This window comes from Citrobacter sp. RHB21-C05 (assembly GCF_013889015.1).
Lineage (GTDB): Bacteria > Pseudomonadota > Gammaproteobacteria > Enterobacterales > Enterobacteriaceae > Citrobacter_A > Citrobacter_A sedlakii.
Genome location: NZ_CP057611.1, coordinates 1,621,825 through 1,645,933, shown reverse-complemented (window position 1 = coordinate 1,645,933; position 24,109 = coordinate 1,621,825). Strand labels below are relative to the sequence as shown.

Here is a 24,109-nt window from a genome sequence, read left to right as displayed (position 1 = left end):
CCACGCGCCGCAGCCCTGCTGGTCAGGCGATAGTGACCTTATTGTCGAGGTAGACATCCTGTACAGCGTTGATCAGCTTCACGCCGTCCGCCATCGACTTTTTGAAGGCTTTGCGGCCCAGGATCAGCCCCATACCGCCAGCACGTTTGTTGATGACCGCCGTACGTACCGCGTCGGTCAAATCGGTCTCGCCGCCCGCCGCGCCGCCGGAGTTAATCAGACCCGCACGTCCCATATAGCAGTTCGCCAACTGGTAACGCACCAGATCGATCGGGTTGTCGCTGGTCAGTTTGCTGTAGACGCGATCGTCGGTGTAGCCGAAATTAACCGCTTTATAGCCGCCATTATTTTCCGCCATTTTCTGCTTCACGATATCCGCGCCGATGGTCGCCGCCAGATGGTTAGCCTGCCCGGTGAGATCCGCAGAAACGTGGTAATCGGTCCCCTCTTTCTTAAACGCCGAATTACGCAAATACGCCCACAGCACGGTGACCATCCCCAGCTCATGCGCCCGTTCAAAGGCCGCGGAAATCTCTTCAATTTGCCGACGGGACTGCTCGGAACCGAAGTAGATCGTCGCGCCGACGGCGACCGCCCCCATATTGAACGCCTGCTCGACGCTGGCATACAGGGTCTGATCGTATTCCGTTGGGTAGCTTAACGTTTCGTTGTGGTTCAACTTCACCAGGAACGGAATACGGTGGGCGTAGCGGCGCGAGACGGAAGCCAACACGCCGTATGTGGATGCCACACAGTTACAGCCGGCTTCAATCGCCAGCTCAACAATATTCTTTGGATCAAAATAGAGCGGGTTGGCGGCAAACGACGCGCCTGCCGAGTGTTCCACGCCCTGGTCAACCGGTAAAATAGACAGATAACCGGTTCCCGCCAGACGTCCGGTATTATACAGCGTCTGCATGTTACGCAGCACCGCAGGCGGACGGTTATTGTCCACCATCACGCGGTCAACGTAGTCATGTCCTGGCAGATAAAGTTGGTCAGAAGGTATGGTCATACAACGATGCTGTAACAGGCTGTCGGCGTCTTTGCCAAGCAACTGCGCAATATCAGTCATAGCTATGCTCCCGTAAGTTCCGAGGGATTCGGAATGTGGATTGTCCTGACCCGCTTTTGCGGGCAGCATTAAGCCTGGTACCGACCGGCCATTTTTTCCATTTTCAGCGCACTTTTCAGCGCTATCTGCTGGCACGATTCACTGACGAAAAAGTGTTATGACGGTCAAGATTTCGCCGCAAAGGTATTTAAAAGGTATTATTTAATGGTACTGTCATGACGTACCTTACCTGTCATGAAGGATTTAATGATGAAAACTACAGTGAAACTGTCATTCATGATGTTCGTTGAGTGGTTTATCTGGGGAGCCTGGTTCGTTCCGCTGTGGCTCTGGTTAAGCAAAAGCGGCTTTACTGCCGGTGAGATTGGCTGGTCTTACGCCTGTACGGCGATAGCGGCGATCCTCTCGCCGATCCTTGTGGGTTCGCTGACCGACCGCTTTTTCTCGGCGCAAAAGGTGCTCGCTGTGCTGATGTTCGCAGGCGCGGCGCTGATGTATTTTGCCGCCCGACAAACGACCTTTGCCGGGTTCTTTCCGTTGCTGCTGGCCTATTCGCTGACCTATATGCCCACTATCGCCCTGACCAACAGTATCGCTTTCGCCAACGTGCCGGACGTGGAACGTGATTTTCCGCGCATCCGCGTAATGGGGACGATTGGCTGGATTGCGTCGGGTCTTGCCTGCGGGTTTCTGCCGCAGATGCTGGGTTATAACGATATCTCGCCGACCAATATTCCGTTGCTGATTACCGCCGCCAGTTCCGCGCTGCTGGGCGTGTTCGCTTTCTTTTTGCCGGACACCCCGCCAAAAAGCACGGGGAAAATGGACTTCCGGGTCATGCTCGGGCTGGACGCGCTGATCCTGCTGCGCGACCGCAACTTCCTCGTTTTTTTCTTCTGTTCGTTTTTGTTCGCGATGCCGCTGGCGTTTTATTACATCTTCGCCAACGGGTATCTGACGGAAGTCGGCATGAAAAACGCCACCGGCTGGATGACGCTCGGTCAGTTCTCCGAAATTTTCTTTATGCTGGCGCTGCCGTTTTTTACCAAACGTTTTGGTATTAAGAAGGTATTATTACTTGGTCTTATCACCGCGGCGATCCGGTACGCGTTCTTTATCTACGGCGGCGCAGAAGAATACTTCACCTATGCGTTGCTGTTCCTTGGCATTTTGCTGCACGGCGTCAGTTACGACTTCTACTACGTGACCGCCTATATCTACGTGGATAAAAAAGCGCCAGTGCATATGCGCACCGCGGCCCAGGGGCTGATCACCTTGTGCTGTCAGGGCTTCGGCAGCCTGCTGGGCTATCGTCTTGGCGGCGTGATGATGGAAAAAATGTTTGCTTATCAGGAACCGGTTAACGGTCTCACCTTCAACTGGGCGGGAATGTGGACGTTCGGCGCGGTGATGATCGCTGTCATTGCCGTACTGTTTATGATTTTCTTTCGCGAATCAGACAAAGAGATCACCGCTATTGAGGTTCGCGATTCTGCGTTGACACAAGGAGAAGTAAAATGAAAGCAGAGCGTATTCTCGGTGCTCTTTACGGGCAGGCGTTAGGGGATGCGATGGGGATGCCCTCTGAGCTGTGGCCGAGAAGCCGCGTGAAAGCGCACTTCGGTTGGATCGACCGCTTTCTGCCAGGTCCGCAGGAGAACAGCGCGGCCTGTTATTTTAAGCGTGCGGAGTTTACCGATGATACTTCGATGGCGCTCTGTCTGGCAGATGCGCTACTGGCGCGCGACGGCGACATTGATCCCGACCTGATTGGCCACACGATTCTCGACTGGGCGCAGGGCTTTGACGCTTTCAATAAAAATGTTCTCGGGCCGACGTCGAAGATTGCACTTAACGCCATACGCGACGGTAAACCGGTAGCGGAACTGGAAAACAACGGCGTCACTAACGGCGCGGCGATGCGCGTGTCGCCGTTGGGATGCCTGTTGCCGCCGCGCGATCTCGGCGCCTTTATTGATGACGTGGCGCTGGCGTCCAGCCCCACCCACAAGTCGGATCTGGCCATTGCCGGCGCGGTAGTGGTGGCCTGGGCCATTTCCCGGGCGGTAGACGGCGACGCGTGGTCCGACATCGTGGCATCACTGCCCGCCATTGCCCGATACGCTCAGGAAAAACGCATCACCACTTTCAGCGCCTCGCTGGCTGCACGGCTGGAATTGGCGTTAAAAATCGTTCGCCAGGCCGATGGCCCTGAAGCCGCCAGTGAACAGCTGTATCAGGTCGTGGGCGCGGGCACCAGCACGCTGGAGTCGGTCGCCTGCGCCATCGCTATGGTCGAGCTGGCGCAGACCGATCCGAACCGCTGCGCGATACTTTGCGCTAACCTGGGCGGCGATACCGATACCATCGGCGCGATGGCGACCGCCATTTGCGGCGCACTGCACGGCATTGATGCCATCGATTCCACACTGAAACGAGAGCTGGATACGGTGAACCGCCTCGATTTCACCCGCTATGCTACAGAGCTGGCGCGTCTGCGTCAGCGACGGGAGGGAATATGAACGCTTCACGCCTGTACGGGATGCTTGCGGATCTCGACTCCCGCCAGCCGGTCACGGTAGTCGGCGCGGCGGTCATCGATGTTATCGCCGACGCTTACGCTCTGCCCTGGCGCGGCTGCGACATCGAGCTTAAGCAGCAAAGCGTTAACGTCGGCGGCTGCGCGCTAAACATCGCCGTCGCGCTTAAGCGCCTTGGGATTACGGCGACTAATGCCCTGCCGCTCGGCCAGGGCGTATGGGCGGAGATTATCCGCAACCGGATGGCCAAAGAGGGCTTATACAGCCCGATTGATCATGCTCAGGGTGATAACGGCTGGTGTCTCGCCCTGGTTGAGCCGGACGGTGAACGCACCTTTATGTCTTTTAGCGGCGTGGAAAATGCCTGGAACGCCGACTGGCTGGCTCAGCTCTCGGTGCCGCGAGGTAGCCTGATTTATCTGTCCGGCTATCAACTTGCGTCGCCGTGCGGCGAATTGCTGGCGCACTGGCTTGAAAACCTCACGGACGTGACGCCCGTTATCGATTTTGGTCCGCGGATTGGCGATATCCCCGATGCGCTGATGGCCCGTATTCTGGCCTGTCGTCCGCTGGTGTCGCTTAATCGCCAGGAGGCGGACATCGTCAGCGATCGCTTTACGCTAAGCAAGGAAATCCGGACATTTGGCGCAGAATGGGTCAGGCGTTTCGCTGCGCCACTGGTAGTGCGTCATGACAAAGACGGAGCATGGTATTTCACTGACGATGCCGCTGGCTGCGTCCCCGCCTTCCCGACAACGGTGGTTGATACCATTGGCGCGGGCGACAGTCATGCCGGGGGATTGCTGGCCGGTCTGGCCTCTGGCTGGTCAGTTGCGGACGCGGTGCTGCTTGGTAACGCCGTCGCGTCGTGGGTCGTGGGACACCGGGGCGGCGACTGTGCGCCGTTCCGTGAACAGTTGCTGGTTTCGCTCAAGAGATAAATCATAAAGCCGCATCGGCGCAAACCAGTGCGGCTTCTGCCTCATGCAGACGACCGGTCTGCAAAAGCGCTACTCCTCGCAAACAAAGACATATAAATCGCTACGGCAATAGCTAATACTGTACTCAATGGGCCGCTGCTGCTGGTCGAGCGCGACCTGTTTAATGACCAGCACGGGGATTTTAGCATCCAGCTGAATATGGGACTGGAATTCGGCGTCCGGCATTTTTGCGCTCACCCGTGAACGGGTTCGCTGCGGATGAATATGCTGACTACGGAAATAATCATATAATGATACGCCGATATCATCCGCATCATGAATAAGATGCGCAGGCACCCAGGATTCCTCGATGGATACCGCCTCTTCATCAACATAGCGGATCCGCTTAAGTAAAAAGACGTCGCTTCCGGTTTCGACCGCCAGCTGTTGTGCCACGTCATCCGGGCATTTTACCACCCGCTTGTTGACCCACAGGGTGTCCGGTTTTTTCCCACGCAGGACCACCTGCTGAGAGAAACCGCGCGCCTCTTTCAGGGAGTACTCAAAAATGTTGTTAATTTGCGTACCGTATCCACGCGCGCGCGTCACCACGCCTTCATCCTCAAGCGCCTGCATCGCCTTACGCACCGTTATGCGCGAAACGCCGGTCAACTGACTCAGATCGCGCTCGCCGGGCAGAATATTGCCATGCTCCAGCACGCCGCTGCGCACGGCGTTTTTTACCGTTTCGGCGAACTTAATGTACAACGGTGTATTGTCCACCGCTGCGATACGTTCGTTGAGCTGTGCGATAAGCCGGGTATGCGCTTGTTCCATGGACGTTTTTCCTGACAGCAAGTCTTTTGCCAGTATATACGCTACCACCAGGCATGGAAATGATGAACCGGTCCTATCCCCTCCCCAACCTCCAGCGTATCCGCCTGGGCCAGCGCCGCAGAAAGCCAGCTTTTCGCCTCCTGCACCGTTTCGGTCCAGTCGGTATGGCGCGGGCGCAGCGCCGCGAGCGCCGCAGAGAGCGTACAGCCCGTACCGTGGGTATTTTTGGTCATCACCCGCGGCGCGGTAAAACGCTGCTCGCCCGTCGGCGTAAACAGCCAGTCCGGGCTTTGCGTATCGTCCAGATGTCCGCCCTTCATCAGCACCGCGCCACATCCCAGCGCCAGCAACGCACGTCCCTGCTCCAGCATCTCTTTTTCCGTACGGGCATGCGGACATGACAAAAGCGCCGCGGCCTCGGGCAGATTGGGCGTAATCAGCGAAACCTGCGGCAGTAAACGCGTCCGCAGGGTGGCGACAGCCGAAGGCGATAGCAGCGGATCGCCGCTTTTCGCCAGCATAACCGTATCCAGCACCACATTTTTCACCTGATGGCGCCGAAGACGTTCAGCTACCGCTTCCACAATATCGGTTTCGGCGAGCATACCGATTTTGGTGGTATCGATACGCACATCGCTGAACACCGAGTCCAGCTGTGCGGCGACAAAATCAGGCTCAATACGATAAACCGACTGCACGCCACGGGTGTTTTGCGCCACCAGCGCGGTGATGACCGAGCAGCCATACGCGCCAAGCGCAGAAAAGGTTTTCAGATCGGCCTGAATGCCCGCGCCGCCGCTGGGGTCCGTCCCGGCGATAGTTAATGCGTTGATCCGTTTCATGCTATCGCCTCCTGGTCGAGTTGATACAGCGCGTCGAGGAATGCCGGGATAAAACTCCCCGGACCGCGACAGACTTCGCTGGCACGTTGTCCGGCGCGTTTCATCCACCAGCAGGCGGATGCGACATTTTCTGTCCGACTGCCCGGCAGCGCGCAGACAGCCGCTACTGCTGCCGAGAGCGCGCAGCCGGTGCCCACAACGCGGGTCATTAACGGATCGCCGCCGGCGACGATCAGGGTACGTTCGCCATCGGTAACATAATCTATTTCCCCGGTGACCACGACAACGGCCCCCACCCGTAAGGCCAGCCGCTTCGCCGCGGGCAACGCAGCGGCGGCAGCGTCGGTGGTATCCACTCCGCGACCGCCGGCTCGCTCACCGGCTAAGGCGAGAATTTCAGAGGCATTGCCGCGAATGGCGGCGGGTTTCAGGTTCAATATGTCCAGGCAGAACTCACGGCGATAGTCGAGCGCTCCCACCGCGACGGGGTCGAGCGCCCACGGCGTATGCGCGCTGTTCGCCCGTTCAACCGCCGCCCGCATCGCTACTGCGCGCGGCTGGGTTAGCGTGCCGACGTTGATCAACAGCGCGCTGGCAATCGCGGCGAACTGACACGCTTCGTCAGGTTCAATCACCATCGCGGGGGAAGCGCCGAGCGCCAGCAGCGTATTGGCGGTAAAGCTCTGAACCACATCATTGGTCATGCAGTGGGTTAACGGAGAGTGTTGTCGAAAATGTTGCAGAGTACGCACCGCAAGTGCGGGGCTGAGCAGGTCAGGCTGCATAGTTACGCTCCTGCCCGCGCGAAGAAGGGACACGAGCAGTGTCTGACTTCCCTACGCTGGCATTATCCAGATCAGGTGGTACGGGTATTTCTCAGCCTTCACGTGGAAGGGCACCCCGAGTCAATGTGCATAAATGCGTTATGCAAGGTTAAAAGGGTAAGGTAAGCCTCTGCGCTTTGCAAGATGGTTTTAAACTGGAGGCAGGAAGGATAAGCATCACCTTATATCAGATTATTTTCCCCGTCGCCGCCTCCTGTTCTCAAATAACCCATGCTAATTATTTACGCAATCGCCACATTAACGTAATGTCATCATTTTATTTTTTGGCATTTATTTTCCAGGAGGCATTTCATATGATCTGCATCAACGTCATGCGGGCTTATTTAAAACATAGTCTTTATATTCAACAGGCCGATTGCTGACATTAATACAATGTTTCTCTCATTCCGCGCTTGATTCCAAATTCAGTCTGGCCAACGTGTACGTTAATTACCTTGAAAGACTTAAAATTTTTTATTTTGCAGGTCAGTATGTATTTTCTGTTTCTGCTTTGTGGCTTTTTCGCCGGGGCGATGTACGCCCAGCGACTAAGCTTTTGTGTATGGGGTTAAATGTAATGGTGATGATGTGAAAAACGTAACGAGGTTATGTCTGATTCCTGTTGTCGTCGCGCTGGCGGCATGTGCGTCGCCAGCCGACAGCATGGCAAAATACGGTGGGCAAAAAAATGTTAACGATATAGCGCAACATGCACAGGCAGCGAACGCCAGTCATGTTGCCGATCCATTGCGAATGGCAGAATTCAGCGGGCCGGGGATGAACGCCAGAATTAACAACGGATTTACCGTTGCACATATTAATCACAAAAAAGCGACCGTCAAACGCGTCAATGCCGCTTACTACGAAGTCAGCGGTAACGGATATATCCTCTCCATCTCGCTTAATGATGAAGGGGTTGAAACGGCCTCTTACAGTAAAGCGCATAGCCGCGTACACGGTATCCTTCAGGTGGTGCAGAAATAACCATTCCCCCGCCCGGCGCGGGGTTTTCCTCGAACGCTTTCCTCCAGTCAGTCTGTTCAGATAAGACATATCTCATGTCGCAATGAGATGCGGCGGAAGTAATCTCTGTTTGTGAAACGCCGGAGAGGAAGGTTACAATTTTTACTCAAAAGCCGGGAATCTCACAAAAAGGCGCTTGCCTGACCTGGCTCTGCGGTTGAATCATGTACGACCTTGATGGATAACCCGAAGAGTGGAGTGTGTATGGGTATAAAAAATACTATGTTGCTGGGCGCATTGCTGCTCGCTTCCAGCGCGGTCTGGGCCGCACCTGCTACAACCGTCGCCGCAAAGGGGATTGATCAATATGAGCTCAGCAGCTTCGTGGCTGACTTCACCCATTTTAAACCCGGCGATACGGTTCCCGAGATGTACCGCACCGATGAGTACAACATCAAACAGTGGAAATTACGTAATCTGCCCGCACCCGATGCCGGAACCCACTGGACCTACATGGGCGGCGCGTATGTGCTGATCAACGACGCTGACGGTAAGATCATCAAAGCCTACGACGGCGAAATTTTTTATCATCGGTGACGCTATACGCACTCTCCTCCAGGAGAGTGCGGCAAGAAGATGCTCAGTTATAAGTCACAATGATTAACGCTTTGGATTGCAAGGCGCCTGCTTTAACTTTTTTGGGATCAATTACGTAGTAGGTGGCAAAAACAGGAATGGATTCTACCGCGTTGACGGCGCTGCCTTTGCTAAACGTTTTGAACGTACTGTTTAGTGTGGTCCCTTTATTTATTTTGAGCGGTTGACGACCGGCATCCCTGAGTATAAATCCTACCCCGTTTTCTGTATCGGGGGTCAGTACTGCTTCATTTTCATCCCAGACAAAGTCGCTTCGCAGATTGACGGAAATCTGCCGGGATGCCAACGCCGCGTTACGCACCTGGTTTTTACAGTCTAAGAGAATATCGCCTTGTTGCATAAATTCATTCACTTCTCCTTTAGTACGAAGTTTGGTGACAGGGATCGGATCCAACGAAATAGTTAAATTTTGCGGAGCACAGGTGGTTTCTTTCCGATGATACGTTATTGTTAAATTAGACTTATAAACTCCCTGTCCATTCAGCGAAGCTAAAATTCCGGCTATACACTCACGATTACCCAGACACGCAAGGTACCGTAAACCGATGTATAACCATTCCCCTAAACTTCTTTGATTTGTTGCACCTGACAATACGGCGATATTATCTAATGTGGCAGAGTACCCCCCCTGCGCAGAATACGTCACAGCTTCCGTGGTATTTATTTCAGATAGCGTAATTTTAAAAGGCGAATCGATTACACCATTTTTGTTACGCATACTTATCGAAGCACTGCTTTGCCATTCCACTTTCACTTTCAATTCAACGCTATCATTTGGACCCATGCCTATAATATGTTCAGATGCTTCTAATTTAGAGACGGTATCATTACCAGTACAGTTAGTATCATTAAAAGTGTTAGCAATAATAACTGTCTCCTCACCGCCCAGCATCAGGCTATCGGAAATAATAGTATAATCTTTGGCATTCGTTATTGTCGCACTGCATGCTGCATAACTAAACTGAGACAATAACGATAACATAAACAAAAATAACAGTCTTTTCATAGCATCACCTGCATATTAACGACAAATATAAATGTTGTTTTCATCTATCTGCTTATCAAATGTGATCTGACAGAAAAGACCTTGTTGTTTATCTGTAGCGATTTTAACCCACGAGGGGACGGTTTCAGTACGAATGAATATCCGGCTTCCCTGACCTACCAGCCCAACATTATTTCCGTGATGATCTTCAACCTCATACCCAAAGGGTAACGGTTCGCCATTCAGACGCCGGGCCTGAAAATAAAACGGTTTACTTTTTTCCGTTTCAAATACCATTAACACGACTGCCCCACGGTAAGGTACAGTGACTTTCCGGTTACCCACCAGGGCGACCTCACTGTCAGTATCAGAGACGTCCAGTGAAATGAAATTTTGCCGATAGGGGGTTAATGCTTCATAGACAGCGTAACCCTTCGCATTGGTGCGTAAATATGATCGTCCCTGCACGGTCGCATCGTTAAGGTGCGGCGCCTTAATAATCGCAATAGTATCATTAAGACGCGGCGCTAAATGGACGCCGTCGGACCAGGCCACTAGCCCCCCCTGGATATTACCGCCAACCTGATGATAATGACTGGACTGGCTGTAACTGCCTGCGACGGTCGCTAACGGTGTATTCCAGGTTAGCGCTCCGCCAAATGTCGTTTGGTGCTCCTGCCGCTGATTGCTTAGATTCGTGGTGTAATTAAACTGATCGCGTTGGCCAAAGGTACCACTTAAGCTGGCGTTATTTGACGCATAACCTTTTTCGTCAAAGGTGGTGGAATTCGAAAAATGGCTTTCGCGATGCACGCCAGACCCCGCTTCTCCCCACGAAAAAGGGACTGAGAAATAGAGATTAAAACGTTTGTCTTCCCGGTTGTTACTGTCATACGTCTGAGTGGCGGATAAGGTAAAGCTCACGCGTTGCCATGCGGTGCTGTAACTTAACTGGTAGTCCTTTCCACTACCGCTACGTCCCCAATAGTCTCGCCATAACGCGCTGGCGGTAAAATAACCCCAGCCATCCGGCAAAGACTGGTTGATATTGAGCGTGAACGTATTTTTACGCCCAAAATCATTTTTGTAATAGTCTGCAATATCATATATATCATCCTCATCACGTTGATAATGATCCCGATTATTGGCCCAAATATGATCGTTAAAAGACCGATAGTTACGTGATGAATAACGATAAGCCGCAAGAGAAAAATGGGTAGCCGACTGCGGTAAATATTTATTCCAGGCGACCTGGTAGCTTTGCCCGTCCAATGCATCGCCATTGTCCTGCTTGCTATACGAGAGTGTTCCGTCGACAGAGACCGCACCAATAAATGTATTCCACCCTGACCCAAGGGTGAACGAGCGATAATCGTTGGCAAGTATTGTTCCGCCATATAGCGTCAACAGGTTATTGATCCCGTACTGGTAGGTTCCTTGCAAAAAATCGGTTTGCTCGGATGCTCCCTCAATATCACTTTTCCCGGCGACAAATTCATACTTCGCCACGCCTGGTTGAACCATATTGGTAACCGAAGAATAAGGAACAATATAACGAGAAACGGAACCATTTGTCTCTTTAACGCTCACGTCAAGATCGGCGCCGCCCCCGGCGAGCTGAAGATCCTCAAACATAAAAGGCCCCGGGGGCACTTCTTTTTGATAGACAATAAAGCCGTTTTGCTCAATCGTTACCAATGCATTGCTTTGCGCCACACCACGTACAACCGGAGCGAAATTTTGCTTAGAATGCGGCAACATCTGCATATCCCGCCAGAAGCGCACGCCGCGAAAGCGTACCGTTTCGAACATATCCCCGCTGCTGTACTGCTCGCCAATTCGCATCGTTCCCATCACCGAAGGGAAATCACGCTCCAGATATAAGGTATTGCTTTGCCATTTGCCTTTCGCGTTCTCGTTTTTGGAAAAATTCGCGTTTGAATGTAATTGCCAGCCCAGTAGATTTACCCCACTGACAAAGTTCGCGTACGTATTTTTCTCGCTGCCACCCTTTTTATAATGGCTATAATATTCACTGGCATAGTAAGAGGTATAAAAAGCGTTAATCCCGCGATCCCATGTTTCCGGCGGCGAATACCCAGCTTCATATTCCAGCACAAACGCCTGCGGCACACTAAGATAAAGGTTAAAAGAACCCGTATCATAGAATACGCTACCACCTTGCACCACACTATTGAGAGGAACGCAGTCGTTTCTTAAACTTTCAACTGGAGACGGATATTTGATTCCCAGGCTGGCGATCAGTTCCCGGTGAATGCAGGTATTTTCCGTCTTATCCTGAATGTCAATATTATAAGTACCGCGCCACTCTTTATTGACATAGACATCCATCTCATAGACCCCGGCCATAGGTTTATTACTGTCGATCTGATATCGGGATACTTTTTCGCCTTTTATTCCGCCGAACATAAAATGCGTATCGAATGATTCTTCTTCTGCCCACGCGGGCGAAATGAGCAATGCTGAAAGTATCGACAGAGTGATGGTGTTAAACTTTTCCATTACCTATCCTTAGATGTTATTTCCATTTTTAATTTATTGCTTTTATTAATTCACTCAAATAATTTCCTGAATCATCGATTAACGTCACGGTAAAGTCATTCGCAATTGACGTGCAAGTTATTGCCTGGGACGTTCCTGGGGCAAGCAGCAGCGTTTGTTTGTTGACTTTATCTTTCGCTTTAATTTCCGGAATGGTAATCCAATTCGCTGAATTATTTTTTAGCTTTATCCCGGTATGCGTACGGATAATCTGCAAGCGAGAAAACGTATTTTTATCAACTCTCCTGATACCTTGTGGTCGGTAAATTAATTTTATTCGGTTTTGCAAAGCAAATTTAATGACATTTTTATCTTTGCTGCTTTCTGAGTTTGGAGGAATATCCAGAACGTTCAGATAGAACATACTCTCACGATCCGACGGTAAATGATGAGCAAGCTGCTTAATTTTCAGCTGCTGACCTGAATTGGTCGCGACCCTGATGACGGGCGGCGTCACCATAAAGGGAACATGTATTTTCTCCGGCGGCAGACTGGTATCGCCATCATCTATCCATGCCTGAATCAGAGCGCTTCGCTTGTCATCATTCATTAATTGCACTGTAATATCTTTATTCTGTGCGGGATAAATAACGCGTGTTCCATAAATATAAATGCCGCTCCACGCTGGCATAGCGGCGCAGACCAGCCATAACGCTATAATTCTTTTCATGGCAGTTAACCTTTTACATGTAAGGCAGGCGGCTAAATTTAGCCGCCCAAAATATTTAGTCGGTCAGGACTGTCATCGTCAGAACGGATTCAACAGGGCCGGGAGTGACACTCGTTGTCACCGCCGCATAGCGGGCAAAAAATTTCATAGTATAAACGCCATTGACAGCATCATCTTTGTTGAGAGGGAAATTACCCGCTTCATCGGGTTTTACCTGGCTCCCATTAAGATAAACCGCGAAACCGGCCCCATTATCGTCGGCGTTATTTCTGGTCACCTTTAACCCATCCACAAACTGTGAAGGGTTAAAACTAATACGCGGATTATTATTATCTGCACATTTAACTTGTAAGCTAACTTCCGGGCTTGTATATCCGCTGTAAACGTCACCTGCGTTTAAACCCGTTAATCTGTCGGCACCGACCTGGGACAGTTCAATAGTCGCGTTATTTTCTCCTTCGAAAGTACAGGATGTACCCACAATTTCGCCTTTGATTTTTAATTCCCCCATATCCTCATTTGCAGCAAACGCCCCTGCACTCATAAAAATACCCGACAGTACTGCAGCAGCAATAATAGAATTGTTCATAGTCTTTTCCCTATTAAAGATATTTCCGTTTATTACAGTGTGTTTCCAACGCAGTGAAATTTACACTCTCAGAAAGTTATCGCAATGTGAACGCGTTGTTTTATTGATTTAAAACAATTTACATTGCGCAATATAATTGCAACAAATGAATTAAGCTTAAAGGTATATTTAGAATTAATGAATTAATACGCGTTTAAGAGGCTTTTTATTTTATTGAGGAATATAAAAATACAAATCATTCATTTAAATGATCTGTATTACGTTACAGGCGTAAATATAACGTTATTCAGGGTGAGTAAAGAACGCGTTGTTTTTGCAGTCAACGCCAAAGGGAAGGCGCGAGGGGAATTTACCTGAAGTGAACCACTCAAATCATTCACCACATCAATATAGCACTGATGCGGTGAACGTATCCATGTCAGGCGGTCAGGCGGTATTACACGGCGCGGAAGGCGATTTCTCCGGGGATCACTTCCCCTTGCCAGTACAATTGCGCGGCAACACGTCCCGCCAGCTCACGGTACATTGCGGTAAATTCGCTTTCCGGACGGCTGGTTACCGTTGGCGTACCGCGGTCAAGGTCTTCGCGCAGGCTAATATGCAGCGGCATCTGCCCCAGCAGTTGGGTGTGATATTGCGCAGCCAGCTTCTCCGCGCCGCCGGTACCAAAGATGGGCTCATGGTGGCCGCAGTTGCTGCAAATGTGCATGCTCATATTCTCGACGATACCGAGTACCGGCACCTCGACTTTTTCAAACATGACGATGCCTTTTTTGGCGTCGATCAGCGCGATATCCTGCGGCGTGGTCACCACCACAGCACCGGTTACCGGGATGTTCTGCGCCAGCGTCAGCTGAATGTCACCGGTGCCCGGCGGCATATCCAGTACCAGGTAATCCAGATCCGGCCACAGCGTCTCCTGCAGCATCTGCAACAGCGCTTTGCTGGCCATCGGGCCGCGCCATACCATCGCGTTATCGTCGGTTACCAGATAGCCAATGGAATTGGTTGCCAGGCCATGCGACATAATCGGCGCCATGTGGGTTCCGTCCGGCGACGTCGGGCGCTGATTTTCCGCCCCCAGCATGGTGGGGATCGACGGGCCATAGATATCGGCGTCAAGAATACCGACTTTTGCCCCTTCCGCCGTTAATGCCAGCGCCAGGTTAACTGCGGTAGAAGACTTACCGACCCCGCCCTTCCCGGAACTGACCGCGATGATATTTTTCACCCCGTTCACGCCCGGCTGATTTTTCACCCGCTTCAGGGTGGCGATGTTATGCGACAGTTTCCAGTCAATCGCTTTCGCACCCGTGATACGCAGCAGATCAGCGCTGCATTGCTCTTTTAGCACCTCAAACGCGCTATGCCAGACGAATGGCATCACCAGCTCAACGTGCAGCGTGTCATCCATCCACGCGACATGGTGCAGCGCTTTCAGGGTCGTCAGATTATGCTTCAAAGTGGGGTGCTGAAAATTCGCCAGCGTCCCGGCGACCATCGCGCGCAGGGTCTCTGGTGATTTGGCCTGGGATTGTGCGTTCATCCCGACTCCTTTTTGTTGTTCTGAAAAGTACAAGTGTAGCGACCTAGTGTACTCCAGCGGTAATGATTAATCATTTATGGTTTGATGCCCTTATTTCTTGGCGTAGTTATTACCTTTCAGGTAACATCAAAACCCCCTTTTAACAGAGAAGAAGTAATACCTACTATGACTCAAGTCGCGAAGAAAATTCTGGTAACGTGCGCGCTGCCGTACGCCAACGGCTCAATCCACCTCGGCCATATGCTGGAGCACATCCAGGCTGATGTCTGGGTCCGTTACCAGCGAATGCGCGGCCACGAGGTCAACTTCATCTGCGCCGACGACGCCCACGGCACGCCGATCATGCTGAAAGCGCAGCAGCTTGGCATTACGCCGGAGCAGATGATTGGCGAGATGAGTCAGGAGCACCAGACCGATTTCGCCGGGTTCAACATTAGCTACGACAACTATCACTCCACGCACAGCGAGGAAAACCGTGAGCTGTCAGAGCTTATCTACACCCGTCTGAAAGAAAACGGCTTCATTAAAAATCGCACCATTTCTCAGCTGTACGATCCGGAAAAAGGCATGTTCCTGCCGGACCGTTTTGTGAAAGGCACCTGCCCGAAATGTAAATCGCCCGACCAATACGGCGACAACTGCGAGGTGTGCGGCGCGACTTACAGCCCGACGGAGCTGATCGAGCCGAAATCCGTGGTTTCCGGCGCGACGCCGGTGATGCGCGACTCTGAACATTTCTTCTTTGATCTGCCGTCGTTCAGCGAAATGCTACAGGCGTGGACCCGCAGCGGCGCGTTGCAGGAGCAGGTCGCGAACAAAATGCAGGAATGGTTCGAATCCGGCCTGCAACAGTGGGATATCTCCCGCGACGCGCCTTACTTCGGCTTTGAAATTCCGAACGCGCCGGGCAAATACTTCTACGTCTGGCTGGATGCGCCAATTGGCTACATGGGGTCGTTCAAGAACCTGTGCGACAAGCGCGGCGACAGCGTAAGCTTCGACGAATACTGGAAAAAAGACTCCAGCGCCGAGCTGTATCACTTTATCGGCAAAGACATTGTTTACTTCCACAGCCTGTTCTGGCCCGCGATGCTGGAAGGCAGTCACTTCCGTAAGCCGACCAACCTGTTTGTACACGGCTACGTGACGGTGAACGGCGCCAAGATGTCCAAGTCTCGCGGAACGTTCATTAAAGCCAGCACCTGGCTGAACCACTTCGACGCCGACAGCCTGCGCTACTACTACACCGCCAAGCTCTCTTCCCGCATCGACGATATTGACCTGAACCTGGAAGACTTCGTGCAGCGCGTCAACGCCGATATCGTTAATAAGGTGGTTAACCTGGCGTCGCGTAACGCGGGTTTTATCAATAAACGTTTCGACGGCGTACTGGCGGCGGAGCTGGCTGACCCTGAGCTGTATAAAACCTTCACCGACGCGGCAGCGGTTATTGGCGACGCGTGGGAAAGCCGCGAATTTGGCAAAGCGATCCGTGAAATCATGGCGCTGGCCGACCTGGCAAACCGTTACGTGGACGAACAGGCGCCGTGGGTTGTGGCTAAACAGGAAGGCCGTGACGCCGACCTGCAGGCGATCTGCTCAATGGGCATCAACCTGTTCCGCGTGCTGATGACGTATCTGAAGCCGGTTCTTCCGACCCTGTCCGAACGCGTGGAGGCTTTCCTCAACACCGAACTGACCTGGGATGCTATCCAGCAGCCATTGCTGGGCCATAAGGTAAATACCTTCAAAGCGCTGTATAACCGCATCGACATGAAGCAGGTCGAAGCGCTGGTTGAAGCGTCGAAAGAGGAAGTAAAGGCGGCGACAGCGCCGGTCACCGGTCCGCTGGCGGACGATCCGATTCAGGAAACCATCACTTTTGACGACTTCGCCAAAGTCGATCTGCGCGTGGCGTTGATTGAAAACGCCGAGTTTGTGGAAGGTTCCGACAAGCTGCTGCGCCTGACGCTGGATCTCGGCGGCGAGAAGCGTAACGTCTTCTCCGGCATTCGTTCCGCGTACCCTGACCCGCAGGCGCTGATTGGCCGCCACACGGTAATGGTTGCTAACCTCGCGCCGCGTAAAATGCGCTTCGGCATCTCGGAAGGGATGGTGATGGCCGCAGGCCCGGGCGGGAAAGATATCTTTCTGTTAACCCCTGACGAAGGCGCAAAGCCGGGTCAGCAGGTTAAATAACCAAAAAGCCGGAGATCGTCTCCGGCTTTTTTTTACGCCTTCTTGCCCTGTGGCGGCTTCGCGCTATGTTCCCGGTTCGTCAGCCCGCGTAAAAAATAACGCATAAACTGATCGCCACACTCGCGGTAGTTCTTATGGTCCGGCGCGCGCATCATCGCGGTAATTTCCGGCATTGATACGCGGAAATTCTGTTCGGTCATGATGGCGAGGATATCGTCCGTTTTCAGAGAAAACGCGATGCGCAGTTTCTTCAGCACCGTGTTGTTATTCACGCGGCGTTCGAGGGCCAATTCCGGCGCAGAGTCGTCTTTTCCGCGCTTGTCATAAATCAGGCCGTTGAGGAATCCGCTCAGGACAATATCCGGGCAGCGCACAAAACCGTCTTCATCCTCTTTGGTCATCCAGGTATCAAAACCCGCAGAGGTCGATTCCATACCGGCAAGCGCAAGAATGCGTACCATGTCGTTATTATTGGCTTTCAGGGTGTAGCGCAAGCTACGAAGAATATCATTACTAAGCATAGAGCCTTCAACTGTCGATGATGCAATGGCGCGCAGTGTACCAGTTTTACAGGCCAATCGCCTCTTTCAAACTTTTCAGATAGCGACGGCTCACCGGCACGGTTAATCCGTTGCGTAAAATCAGCTCCGCCTGGCCATTATCTTCCAGCCGAATCTCCTGAAGATGCGCCATGTTCACAAGATATTGCCGGTGGCAGCGCAGCAGCGGCGTACGGCTTTCCAGTGTTCTGAGCGTCAGTTCGGTAAAGCCTTCTTTACCTTCGCTGCTGGTGACAAAAACGCCGCTCATTCGGCTGCTGACGAAAGCGACATCATCCATCTGCAACAGATAAATCCGGCTGTGTCCGCTACAGGGAATAAACTTCAGCGCCTGCTGGTTTTCCGGCAGCACGGAAACGTCCTGTTTGCTGCGCTCCTGGCGCAAGCGGTTAAGGGTTTTCTCCAGACGCTCCTCTTCAATGGGCTTTAACAGATAATCAAAGGCGTGTTCTTCAAAGGCTTTGATGGCGTACTCATCAAAAGCGGTCAGAAAAACGATATATGGACGGTGTTCCGGGTCGAGCATACCGACCATCTCCAGTCCGCTGATGCGCGGCATCTGAATGTCGAGGAACAGCACGTCCGGGCGTAATTTATGCACCGCGCCAATCGCTTCTACCGCATTCGCGCACTCCCCGACAATCTCAATATCGCTCTGTTCCTGTAGCAGGATCCGCAGATTTTCCCGCGCTAGCGGTTCATCATCCACAATCAGCACTTTAATCATGCGTTCTCCTCCAGCGGAAGTCGTAGGGTTATTCGGGTAAAGCGGTCAGGCTCACAGGCCACGCTAATGCCATAGTCATCGCCAAAACGCTCACGCAGGCGTTTGTCCACCAGATTCATTCCCAGGCCGCTGGCATTGGTCGTCGGTTGATACAGCCCGGCGTTATCTTCTATGTCCAGCATCAGGTGTTGTCCCTCCTGACGGGCGGTAATGGACACTTCGCCCGTCTCCAGCAGTTGCGATGTGCCGTGTTTGATGGCGTTTTCTACAATGGGTTGAAGGGTAAACGCCGGAAGTTGCTGGTGAGCCAGCGCCTCCGGCACGTTCAGATTCACCTTTAAGCGCGACTGAAATCGCGCCTTTTCAATTTGCAGATAGGCGTTGACGTGCTCAATTTCATCGGCAAGCGTCACAATTTCTGAGGGTCGCTTCAGGTTTTTGCGAAAGAAGGTGGACAGATACTGCACCAGTTGGCCCGCCTGCTCGCTGTCGCGGCGCACCACCGCTTTAATGGTATTGAGCGCATTGAACAGAAAATGCGGATTCACCTGGGCGTGCAGCAGCTTGATTTCCGACTGGGTCAGCATCGCTTTCTGGCGCTCGTACTGTCCGGCCAGAATCTGGGCGGACAACAGCTGGGCAATCCCCTCCCCGAGCGTCCTGTTGATGGAGCTGAACAAGCGGTTCTTGGCTTCATACAGCTTAATGGTGCCCATCACCCGCTGGTTTTCGCCGCGCAGCGGGATCACCAGCGTTGATCCCAGTTTGCACTGGGGATGCAGCGAGCAGCGGTACGGCACTTCGTTACCGTCGGCGTAAACCACCTCGCCGGTTTCAATCGCCCGCAGCGTATAGCTCGATGAGATCGGCTTGCCCGGCAGGTGATGGTCATCGCCAATGCCGGTAAAAGCCAGCAGCTTCTCCCGGTCGGTAATCGCCACCGCGCCGATATCCAGCTCCTGGTACAGCACCTGCGCGACCTTCATGCTGTTCACTTCGTTAAAGCCTTGGCGCAAAATCCCCTCCGTCGAGGCCGCCACCTTCAGGGCGGTAGCGGAAAACGCCGAAGTGTATTTTTCGAACATGGCGCGCTTGTCGAGCAGAATGCGCATGAACAGCGCCGCCCCGACGGTGTTGGTCACCATCATCGGCGCGGCGATATTACTGACCAGTCGGTACGCATCGTCAAAAGGCCGGGCGATCAGCAAAATGATCAGCATCTGCACCAGCTCGGCGACAAAGGTAATCGCGCCTGCGGTCAGCGGATTAAAGACTTTGTCGGTCCGCCCCCGCCGCGTCAGAACGCTGTGTACCAGCCCGCCGAGCAAACCTTCGACGATGGTGGAGATCATGCAGCTCAGGGCGGTCATCCCGCCCATGGAGTAGCGATGAAGGCCGCCGGTTAGCCCAACCAATCCGCCGACCACCGGCCCACCGAGCAGCCCGCCCATCACCGCGCCTATCGCCCGGGTGTTGGCGATAGAATCGTCGATATGCAGGCCAAAATAGGTGCCGAGAATGCAAAAGATGGAGAAGGTGACGTAGCACAACAGCTTGTGCGGTAAGCGGACAGTGACCTGCATTAAGGGGATGAACAGACGCGTTTTGCTCATCAGCCATGCGATAACCAAAAACACGCACATCTGCTGAAGCAGCAGCAACACCAGATTAAACTCGTACATACCCGCAGACCACACTTCTATTAAAACCGCGTAACATACATCGACTGCGTTGATCTTTCTTTGAACTGTTGCAAAAAAAGATGAAATCGTGAGTACGATCACTCAATGTCGCCGCCGACTCTCAGATTTTTACCGCTAAATTGATTAAAAAACAGACAAAACTACCTGGTTCGAAAAAGAGCGTCTAAAGTTAAACTGGGACCTCGCGAGCAAGGATTAAAAGATGGCGCTTTACACCATAGGTGAAGTGGCTCTGCTTTGTGATATCAACCCTGTCACGCTTCGCGCGTGGCAGCGGCGTTATGGATTACTGAAACCGCAGCGAACAGACGGCGGACATCGTCTTTTCAACGACTCGGATATCGACCGCATCCGCGAGATCAAACGCTGGATCGACAACGGCGTCCAGGTCAGCAAAGTCAAAGTGCTGTTGAACAATGACACGTTCGATCGGCAAAACGGCTGGCGCGAGCATCAGGAAACGCTCCTGCATTACCTGCAAAACAATAATCTGCACAGCATCAGAGTCTGGCTTAAAGAGCGCGGCCAGGATTATCCGGCGCAAACGCTCACCAGCCATCTGTTTATTCCGCTACGCCGCCGTCTCCAGTGCCCGCAGCCGACGCTTCAGGCGCTGCTGGGCATTCTCGACGGCGTGTTAATTAACTACATTGCGATTTGTCTCGCCTCGGCGAGAAAGAAACAGGGTAAAGACGCGCTGGTGGTAGGCTGGAATATTCACGACACCACCCGATTATGGCTTGAGGGCTGGATCGCCAGCCAGCAGGGCTGGCGCGTTGACGTACTGGCGCACTCCCTGAACCAGCTTCGCCCGGAGCAGTTTGAAGGCCGCACCCTCCTGGTGTGGTGCGGCGAAAACCAGACACCGGCGCAGCAACAGCAACTGGCGACCTGGCGTGCCCAGGGATACGATATTTACCCACTTGGCATTTAATGATTCATTAACAGGAGCGCTTCTCTGTATAATCTCTTGGTTAACATAAGGAGAACATCATGAGCGCAACGAAAATCGGCGTTATCGCCCTCTTTTTACTCATGGCTATCGGCGGTATCGGCGGCGTCATGCTCGCGGGTTATACCTTCATTTTGCGTGCTGGCTAAGCCGCTGAACTAATCGTTCGAACAGGCGGTCAATGACGATCGCCGCCAGCGCGACCAGTAACGCCCCCTGAATGACATAGGCGGTATTAAAGCCGCTCAGGCCGATAATGATCGGCGTACCCAGCGTACTCGCCCCAACCGTAGAGGCAATGGTCGCCGTGCCAATATTGATGATTACCGAGGTGCGGATCCCCGCCAGAATGACAGGCGCAGCCAGCGGCAGTTCGACCTTTCGCAGCTGCTGGCCGCGGCTCATTCCCATCCCGCTGGCGATTTCCCGTACGCTTGCCGGGACAGACCCCAGCCCCGCCAGCGTCGCCTGTAGCACCGGCAGCACGCCGTAAAGGATCAGCGCAATAATCGCCGGCTGCTGGCCAAACCCCATCACCGGCACCGCGATTGCCAGCACGGCGACGGGCGGAAAGGTTTGTCCTACTGCGGCAATGGTTTCCACCAGCGGGCGAAATTCCGCCCCGGCAGGTCGCGTGACCGCGATCCCCGCCCCGACGCCAATCAGCACCGCAATCAGGCTCGACACGCCGACCAGCCAGAAGTGGGCCAGCGCCAGCGCGACAAAGCTCTCCTGTTGGTAGACCGGACGCGGCAGTTCAGGAAACAGGCGAGCGAACAGCGCTTCGCTATGCGGCAAGCCTACCAGCATCAGCACAAATACGACGATAAGCCAGAACAGCGGATCAGTCAGTCGTTTCATCACGCAACGTCTCCGAAAGCAGATCGCGAAAGTGCAGCGTACCGCAGGCAACGCCATGCTGGTTAACCACCGGTAAGATTTCCCGGTTATGCGCCACAAACAGGGAGAGCGCGTCGCGTAGCGTCATCGTTTCCGTTAACTCATCGCCGTCAGTGTGCTCATCACGCCGCACATAGTCGGCGACGTTACGCAGCGACAGCAGACGTACGCCCAGTTCGCTACGTCCAAAAAACTGGCGAACAAAATCATCGGTCGGCGCGGTCAACATCTGGAGCGGCGTGCCCTGCTGCACCACTTCGCCGCCGTCCATCAGTACCAGATGTTCCGCCAGGCGTAACGCCTCGTCAATATCGTGGGTCACCAGCACAATGGTTCGCCCGAGCAGGCGGTGAATACGGGTCATCTCCTGCTGTAATGCGCCACGGGTAACCGGATCCAGCGCGCCAAACGGCTCATCCATCAGCAGCACCTGCGGGTCGGCGGCCAGCGCGCGCGCTACGCCCACCCGCTGCTGTTGCCCGCCGGACAACTGATGCGGATAGCGTTCCCGCAGCCCCGGCTCCAGCCCCAGCAGCGCCATCAGTTCATCGATACGATCGTCTCGTTTCTGTCGCGACCACTTGAGCAACTGCGGCACGGTGGCAATGTTTTGCGCCACGGTCCAGTGTGGAAACAGACCGATCGACTGAATGGCGTATCCCATACGTCGGCGAAGTTCGAGCAGCGGCAGAGAGCGGATCTCCTCACCGGCAAAGCGAATTCGTCCGCTGTCATGTTCCACCAGGCGGTTGATCATCTTCAGCGTGGTTGATTTTCCCGAACCGGAGGTGCCAATCAGCACCGAAAAACTGCCTTCTTTAAAATGCAGATTGAGATCGTTAACCGCTCTCTGCTCACCGAAGGTTTTACTCACGTGGTTAAATTCAATCATGATGGGTTACCTTCAGCAAAGCGCTCCCTAAGTCAAACAGCGCGTCAATCACTACCGCCAGCACAATCACCGGGATCACGCCAAGCAACACTAAATCGATGGCGCTGCTGAGCAGTCCCTGAAAAACCAACGCGCCGAAGCCGCCCGCGCCAATCAACGCGGCAATCACGGCCATCCCGACTGTTTGTACCATGACCACGCGCAGGCTGCGCAAAAATACCGGTAACGCCAGCGGCAACTGGACGTGAAAAAAGCGCTGGGCGGCGCCCATGCCCATCGCGCGCGCGCTTTCCAGCACGTCACGCGGCACCTGGTCCAGCCCGGCGACCACGCCGCGCACCAGCGGCAGCAGCGCGTACAGCACCAGCGCGATCAGCGCCGGCGTCAGACCGGTTCCCGCGACGCCCAACGATGAAAGCCACGGGAAGGCCTTTACCAGCCCGGCGAGCGGCGCAATTAACAGACCAAACAGCGCCACCGACGGAATGGTTTGGATCACGTTTAACACGGTAAACACCGGTCCCTGACGGGCAGCGGAAAAGTGGCACCAGATGCCCAGCGGCACGCCAATCGCCAGCGCAGGCAAAACGGTTCCCAGCAGCAGCGTCAGATGCTGCGCCAGCGCGTCGTCAAAGACGTCCTGCCGGTTGGCGTATTCTTTAAGCAGAGAAAGCGCGTCGAACGCGCCGGAAAACAGCAGCGCCAGCGGCACGATGGCGATCTGGGCATGCAGAACCCAGCGCCAGAGCGGCTGGACGGTGATTCTGCGAATCGCGTCGCTACAGGCCAGCAGCCCTAACGCCAGCGCCAGCCACAGACCGCTTCCCAGGCTGGTCCGCGCCAACGGCGAGCCCGTTTCAGCCAGATGGCTGGCGGCTTTTCCCGCGCTCCAGAGCATCAGGATCACCAACAGTTGCGCAACAGCAAGCGTGAGCGCAGCGCCTCGTCTTCCCGGCACGAAGCACAGCGTGAGCAAGGCGCACCCGGCGCCCACCAGCAGCGAAACCGAACCGGGCCAGACTGCCCAGATCGGACGCCCCTCGCCAGAAACCAGTCGGTTAGGAGCATAGTTTACGAACGGCAGCGCGGCGGCAACTGCGGTGAGCGCCACCAGCAGCAACAGCACGCGGTTAATACTGACTTTTGCCACGTCACCCAGCCTTATT

At 53.7% G+C, this 24,109-nt stretch carries 23 protein-coding genes and 1 riboswitch; of the genes, 8 read left to right on the top strand and 15 right to left on the bottom strand.

The window, feature by feature from the left end; all coding sequences use genetic code 11:
- Positions 1 to 22: 22 nt before the first annotated feature.
- Positions 23 to 1,075 carry a class I fructose-bisphosphate aldolase gene (gene fbaB, locus HVX72_RS07830; RefSeq protein WP_042284383.1) on the bottom strand — a complete coding sequence of 351 codons (1,053 nt, stop codon included), beginning with the start codon at positions 1,073 to 1,075 and terminating at the stop codon, positions 23 to 25.
- 249 nt (positions 1,076 to 1,324) lie between these two features.
- Between fbaB and HVX72_RS07825 the strand changes: the two genes are divergently transcribed.
- From HVX72_RS07825 to HVX72_RS07815, 3 genes are read left to right on the top strand one after another with little or no spacing between them, the layout of a single operon-like run.
- A complete protein-coding gene (locus tag HVX72_RS07825) occupies positions 1,325 to 2,596 on the top strand; it encodes a nucleoside permease (RefSeq protein WP_181823253.1) in 1,272 nt (423 codons plus the stop codon).
- The gene (locus tag HVX72_RS07820) at positions 2,593 to 3,597 is read left to right on the top strand and encodes an ADP-ribosylglycohydrolase family protein (RefSeq protein WP_181822921.1); all 1,005 of its coding nucleotides are present in this window, start codon (positions 2,593 to 2,595) and stop codon (positions 3,595 to 3,597) included. Before HVX72_RS07825 ends, HVX72_RS07820 begins: the two co-directional genes overlap by 4 nt.
- Positions 3,594 to 4,556, top strand: a complete 963-nt coding sequence (locus HVX72_RS07815) for a PfkB family carbohydrate kinase (protein WP_042284392.1) — start codon at positions 3,594 to 3,596, stop codon at positions 4,554 to 4,556. The genes HVX72_RS07820 and HVX72_RS07815 overlap by 4 nt, the downstream gene beginning before the upstream one ends.
- Positions 4,557 to 4,625: 69 nt before the next feature.
- On the opposite strand, the gene HVX72_RS07810 is transcribed toward HVX72_RS07815, so the two are convergent.
- The 3 genes from HVX72_RS07810 to thiM are packed head-to-tail and all read right to left on the bottom strand — an operon-like array spanning position 4,626 to position 6,999.
- On the bottom strand, positions 4,626 to 5,372 hold the full coding sequence (locus HVX72_RS07810; RefSeq protein ID WP_042284394.1) for a GntR family transcriptional regulator: 747 nt from the start codon (positions 5,370 to 5,372) through the stop codon (positions 4,626 to 4,628).
- 41 nt (positions 5,373 to 5,413) lie between these two features.
- Positions 5,414 to 6,214, bottom strand: coding sequence for a bifunctional hydroxymethylpyrimidine kinase/phosphomethylpyrimidine kinase (gene thiD, locus HVX72_RS07805; protein ID WP_042284397.1), 801 nt, complete (start codon positions 6,212 to 6,214; stop codon positions 5,414 to 5,416).
- Entirely contained in the window at positions 6,211 to 6,999 is a 789-nt protein-coding gene (gene thiM, locus HVX72_RS07800; protein WP_181822920.1) for a hydroxyethylthiazole kinase, read from the bottom strand. Before thiM ends, thiD begins: the two co-directional genes overlap by 4 nt.
- Before the next feature lie 31 nt (positions 7,000 to 7,030).
- A riboswitch (TPP riboswitch) is annotated at positions 7,031 to 7,127 on the bottom strand.
- Positions 7,128 to 7,626: 499 nt separating this feature from the next.
- Here thiM and HVX72_RS07795 point away from each other — a divergent pair.
- Both HVX72_RS07795 and rcnB read left to right on the top strand, forming a co-directional pair.
- Positions 7,627 to 8,022 carry a hypothetical protein gene (locus HVX72_RS07795; protein WP_181822919.1) on the top strand — a complete coding sequence of 132 codons (396 nt, stop codon included), beginning with the start codon at positions 7,627 to 7,629 and terminating at the stop codon, positions 8,020 to 8,022.
- A 243-nt stretch (positions 8,023 to 8,265) separates the two neighbouring features.
- Entirely contained in the window at positions 8,266 to 8,598 is a 333-nt protein-coding gene (gene rcnB, locus HVX72_RS07790) for a Ni(II)/Co(II) efflux transporter accessory subunit RcnB (protein WP_042284405.1), read from the top strand.
- A 43-nt stretch (positions 8,599 to 8,641) separates the two neighbouring features.
- Here rcnB and HVX72_RS07785 read toward each other — a convergent pair whose 3' ends face one another.
- From HVX72_RS07785 to apbC, 5 genes are all read right to left on the bottom strand, one after another.
- A complete protein-coding gene (locus HVX72_RS07785; RefSeq protein ID WP_181822918.1) occupies positions 8,642 to 9,664 on the bottom strand; it encodes a fimbrial protein in 1,023 nt (340 codons plus the stop codon).
- Positions 9,665 to 9,679: 15 nt separating this feature from the next.
- Complete coding sequence (locus HVX72_RS07780) at positions 9,680 to 12,166, bottom strand: fimbrial biogenesis outer membrane usher protein (protein ID WP_181822917.1); 2,487 nt, start codon at positions 12,164 to 12,166, stop codon at positions 9,680 to 9,682.
- A 28-nt stretch (positions 12,167 to 12,194) separates the two neighbouring features.
- Positions 12,195 to 12,875, bottom strand: a complete 681-nt coding sequence (locus HVX72_RS07775) for a fimbrial assembly chaperone (protein ID WP_181822916.1) — start codon at positions 12,873 to 12,875, stop codon at positions 12,195 to 12,197.
- A 55-nt stretch (positions 12,876 to 12,930) separates the two neighbouring features.
- Positions 12,931 to 13,464 carry a fimbrial protein YehD gene (gene yehD, locus HVX72_RS07770; protein WP_042284416.1) on the bottom strand — a complete coding sequence of 178 codons (534 nt, stop codon included), beginning with the start codon at positions 13,462 to 13,464 and terminating at the stop codon, positions 12,931 to 12,933.
- Between the two features lie 436 nt (positions 13,465 to 13,900).
- Positions 13,901 to 15,010, bottom strand: a complete 1,110-nt coding sequence (gene apbC, locus HVX72_RS07765) for an iron-sulfur cluster carrier protein ApbC (RefSeq protein ID WP_181822915.1) — start codon at positions 15,008 to 15,010, stop codon at positions 13,901 to 13,903.
- 165 nt (positions 15,011 to 15,175) lie between these two features.
- Between apbC and metG the strand changes: the two genes are divergently transcribed.
- Positions 15,176 to 17,209 (top strand): methionine--tRNA ligase, encoded by a 2,034-nt coding sequence (metG, locus tag HVX72_RS07760; protein ID WP_181822914.1) that lies wholly within the window; start codon positions 15,176 to 15,178, stop codon positions 17,207 to 17,209.
- A gap of 32 nt (positions 17,210 to 17,241) precedes the next feature.
- Here the strand turns inward: metG and HVX72_RS07755 are convergent, their stop codons facing one another.
- From HVX72_RS07755 to HVX72_RS07745, 3 genes are read right to left on the bottom strand one after another with little or no spacing between them, the layout of a single operon-like run.
- Entirely contained in the window at positions 17,242 to 17,730 is a 489-nt protein-coding gene (locus HVX72_RS07755) for a DUF1456 family protein (protein WP_042284424.1), read from the bottom strand.
- Positions 17,731 to 17,776: 46 nt separating this feature from the next.
- Positions 17,777 to 18,496 carry a two-component system response regulator BtsR gene (gene btsR, locus HVX72_RS07750; RefSeq protein ID WP_181822913.1) on the bottom strand — a complete coding sequence of 240 codons (720 nt, stop codon included), beginning with the start codon at positions 18,494 to 18,496 and terminating at the stop codon, positions 17,777 to 17,779.
- On the bottom strand, positions 18,493 to 20,178 hold the full coding sequence (locus HVX72_RS07745) for a sensor histidine kinase (RefSeq protein WP_181822912.1): 1,686 nt from the start codon (positions 20,176 to 20,178) through the stop codon (positions 18,493 to 18,495). The genes btsR and HVX72_RS07745 overlap by 4 nt, the downstream gene beginning before the upstream one ends.
- A 223-nt stretch (positions 20,179 to 20,401) precedes the next feature.
- Here HVX72_RS07745 and mlrA point away from each other — a divergent pair, with 223 nt between their 5' ends.
- Positions 20,402 to 21,133: an HTH-type transcriptional regulator MlrA gene (mlrA, locus tag HVX72_RS07740; protein ID WP_181822911.1), complete on the top strand. Its 732-nt coding sequence runs from the start codon at positions 20,402 to 20,404 to the stop codon at positions 21,131 to 21,133.
- A gap of 59 nt (positions 21,134 to 21,192) precedes the next feature.
- The gene (locus HVX72_RS07735) at positions 21,193 to 21,300 is read left to right on the top strand and encodes a protein YohO (RefSeq protein WP_042284438.1); all 108 of its coding nucleotides are present in this window, start codon (positions 21,193 to 21,195) and stop codon (positions 21,298 to 21,300) included.
- On the opposite strand, the gene HVX72_RS07730 is transcribed toward HVX72_RS07735, so the two are convergent.
- From HVX72_RS07730 to HVX72_RS07720, 3 genes are read right to left on the bottom strand one after another with little or no spacing between them, the layout of a single operon-like run.
- Positions 21,281 to 22,012 (bottom strand): ABC transporter permease, encoded by a 732-nt coding sequence (locus tag HVX72_RS07730; protein WP_181822910.1) that lies wholly within the window; start codon positions 22,010 to 22,012, stop codon positions 21,281 to 21,283. The genes HVX72_RS07735 and HVX72_RS07730 overlap by 20 nt on opposite strands.
- The gene (locus HVX72_RS07725) at positions 21,996 to 22,943 is read right to left on the bottom strand and encodes an ABC transporter ATP-binding protein (protein WP_181822909.1); all 948 of its coding nucleotides are present in this window, start codon (positions 22,941 to 22,943) and stop codon (positions 21,996 to 21,998) included. Before HVX72_RS07725 ends, HVX72_RS07730 begins: the two co-directional genes overlap by 17 nt.
- Positions 22,936 to 24,102 (bottom strand): ABC transporter permease, encoded by a 1,167-nt coding sequence (locus HVX72_RS07720; protein WP_042284449.1) that lies wholly within the window; start codon positions 24,100 to 24,102, stop codon positions 22,936 to 22,938. Before HVX72_RS07720 ends, HVX72_RS07725 begins: the two co-directional genes overlap by 8 nt.
- Positions 24,103 to 24,109: the final 7 nt, after the last annotated feature.

Bases quoted from the DNA above. Each gene is read 5' to 3' on its own strand.
- HVX72_RS07745 (WP_181822912.1), bottom strand. From the start codon at position 20,178: ATGTACGAGTTTAATCTGGTGTTGCTGCTGCTTCAGCAGATGTGCGTG.
- HVX72_RS07825 (WP_181823253.1), top strand. From the start codon at position 1,325: ATGAAAACTACAGTGAAACTGTCATTCATGATGTTCGTTGAGTGGTTT.
- yehD (WP_042284416.1), bottom strand. From the start codon at position 13,464: ATGAACAATTCTATTATTGCTGCTGCAGTACTGTCGGGTATTTTTATG.
- metG (WP_181822914.1), top strand. From the start codon at position 15,176: ATGACTCAAGTCGCGAAGAAAATTCTGGTAACGTGCGCGCTGCCGTAC.
- HVX72_RS07725 (WP_181822909.1), bottom strand. From the start codon at position 22,943: ATGATTGAATTTAACCACGTGAGTAAAACCTTCGGTGAGCAGAGAGCG.
- HVX72_RS07820 (WP_181822921.1), top strand. From the start codon at position 2,593: ATGAAAGCAGAGCGTATTCTCGGTGCTCTTTACGGGCAGGCGTTAGGG.
- apbC (WP_181822915.1), bottom strand. From the start codon at position 15,010: ATGAACGCACAATCCCAGGCCAAATCACCAGAGACCCTGCGCGCGATG.
- mlrA (WP_181822911.1), top strand. From the start codon at position 20,402: ATGGCGCTTTACACCATAGGTGAAGTGGCTCTGCTTTGTGATATCAAC.
- HVX72_RS07780 (WP_181822917.1), bottom strand. From the start codon at position 12,166: ATGGAAAAGTTTAACACCATCACTCTGTCGATACTTTCAGCATTGCTC.
- fbaB (WP_042284383.1), bottom strand. From the start codon at position 1,075: ATGACTGATATTGCGCAGTTGCTTGGCAAAGACGCCGACAGCCTGTTA.
- btsR (WP_181822913.1), bottom strand. From the start codon at position 18,496: ATGATTAAAGTGCTGATTGTGGATGATGAACCGCTAGCGCGGGAAAAT.
- HVX72_RS07815 (WP_042284392.1), top strand. From the start codon at position 3,594: ATGAACGCTTCACGCCTGTACGGGATGCTTGCGGATCTCGACTCCCGC.
- HVX72_RS07755 (WP_042284424.1), bottom strand. From the start codon at position 17,730: ATGCTTAGTAATGATATTCTTCGTAGCTTGCGCTACACCCTGAAAGCC.
- thiM (WP_181822920.1), bottom strand. From the start codon at position 6,999: ATGCAGCCTGACCTGCTCAGCCCCGCACTTGCGGTGCGTACTCTGCAA.
- thiD (WP_042284397.1), bottom strand. From the start codon at position 6,214: ATGAAACGGATCAACGCATTAACTATCGCCGGGACGGACCCCAGCGGC.
- HVX72_RS07730 (WP_181822910.1), bottom strand. From the start codon at position 22,012: ATGAAACGACTGACTGATCCGCTGTTCTGGCTTATCGTCGTATTTGTG.
- HVX72_RS07785 (WP_181822918.1), bottom strand. From the start codon at position 9,664: ATGAAAAGACTGTTATTTTTGTTTATGTTATCGTTATTGTCTCAGTTT.
- HVX72_RS07775 (WP_181822916.1), bottom strand. From the start codon at position 12,875: ATGAAAAGAATTATAGCGTTATGGCTGGTCTGCGCCGCTATGCCAGCG.
- HVX72_RS07810 (WP_042284394.1), bottom strand. From the start codon at position 5,372: ATGGAACAAGCGCATACCCGGCTTATCGCACAGCTCAACGAACGTATC.
- HVX72_RS07735 (WP_042284438.1), top strand. From the start codon at position 21,193: ATGAGCGCAACGAAAATCGGCGTTATCGCCCTCTTTTTACTCATGGCT.
- rcnB (WP_042284405.1), top strand. From the start codon at position 8,266: ATGGGTATAAAAAATACTATGTTGCTGGGCGCATTGCTGCTCGCTTCC.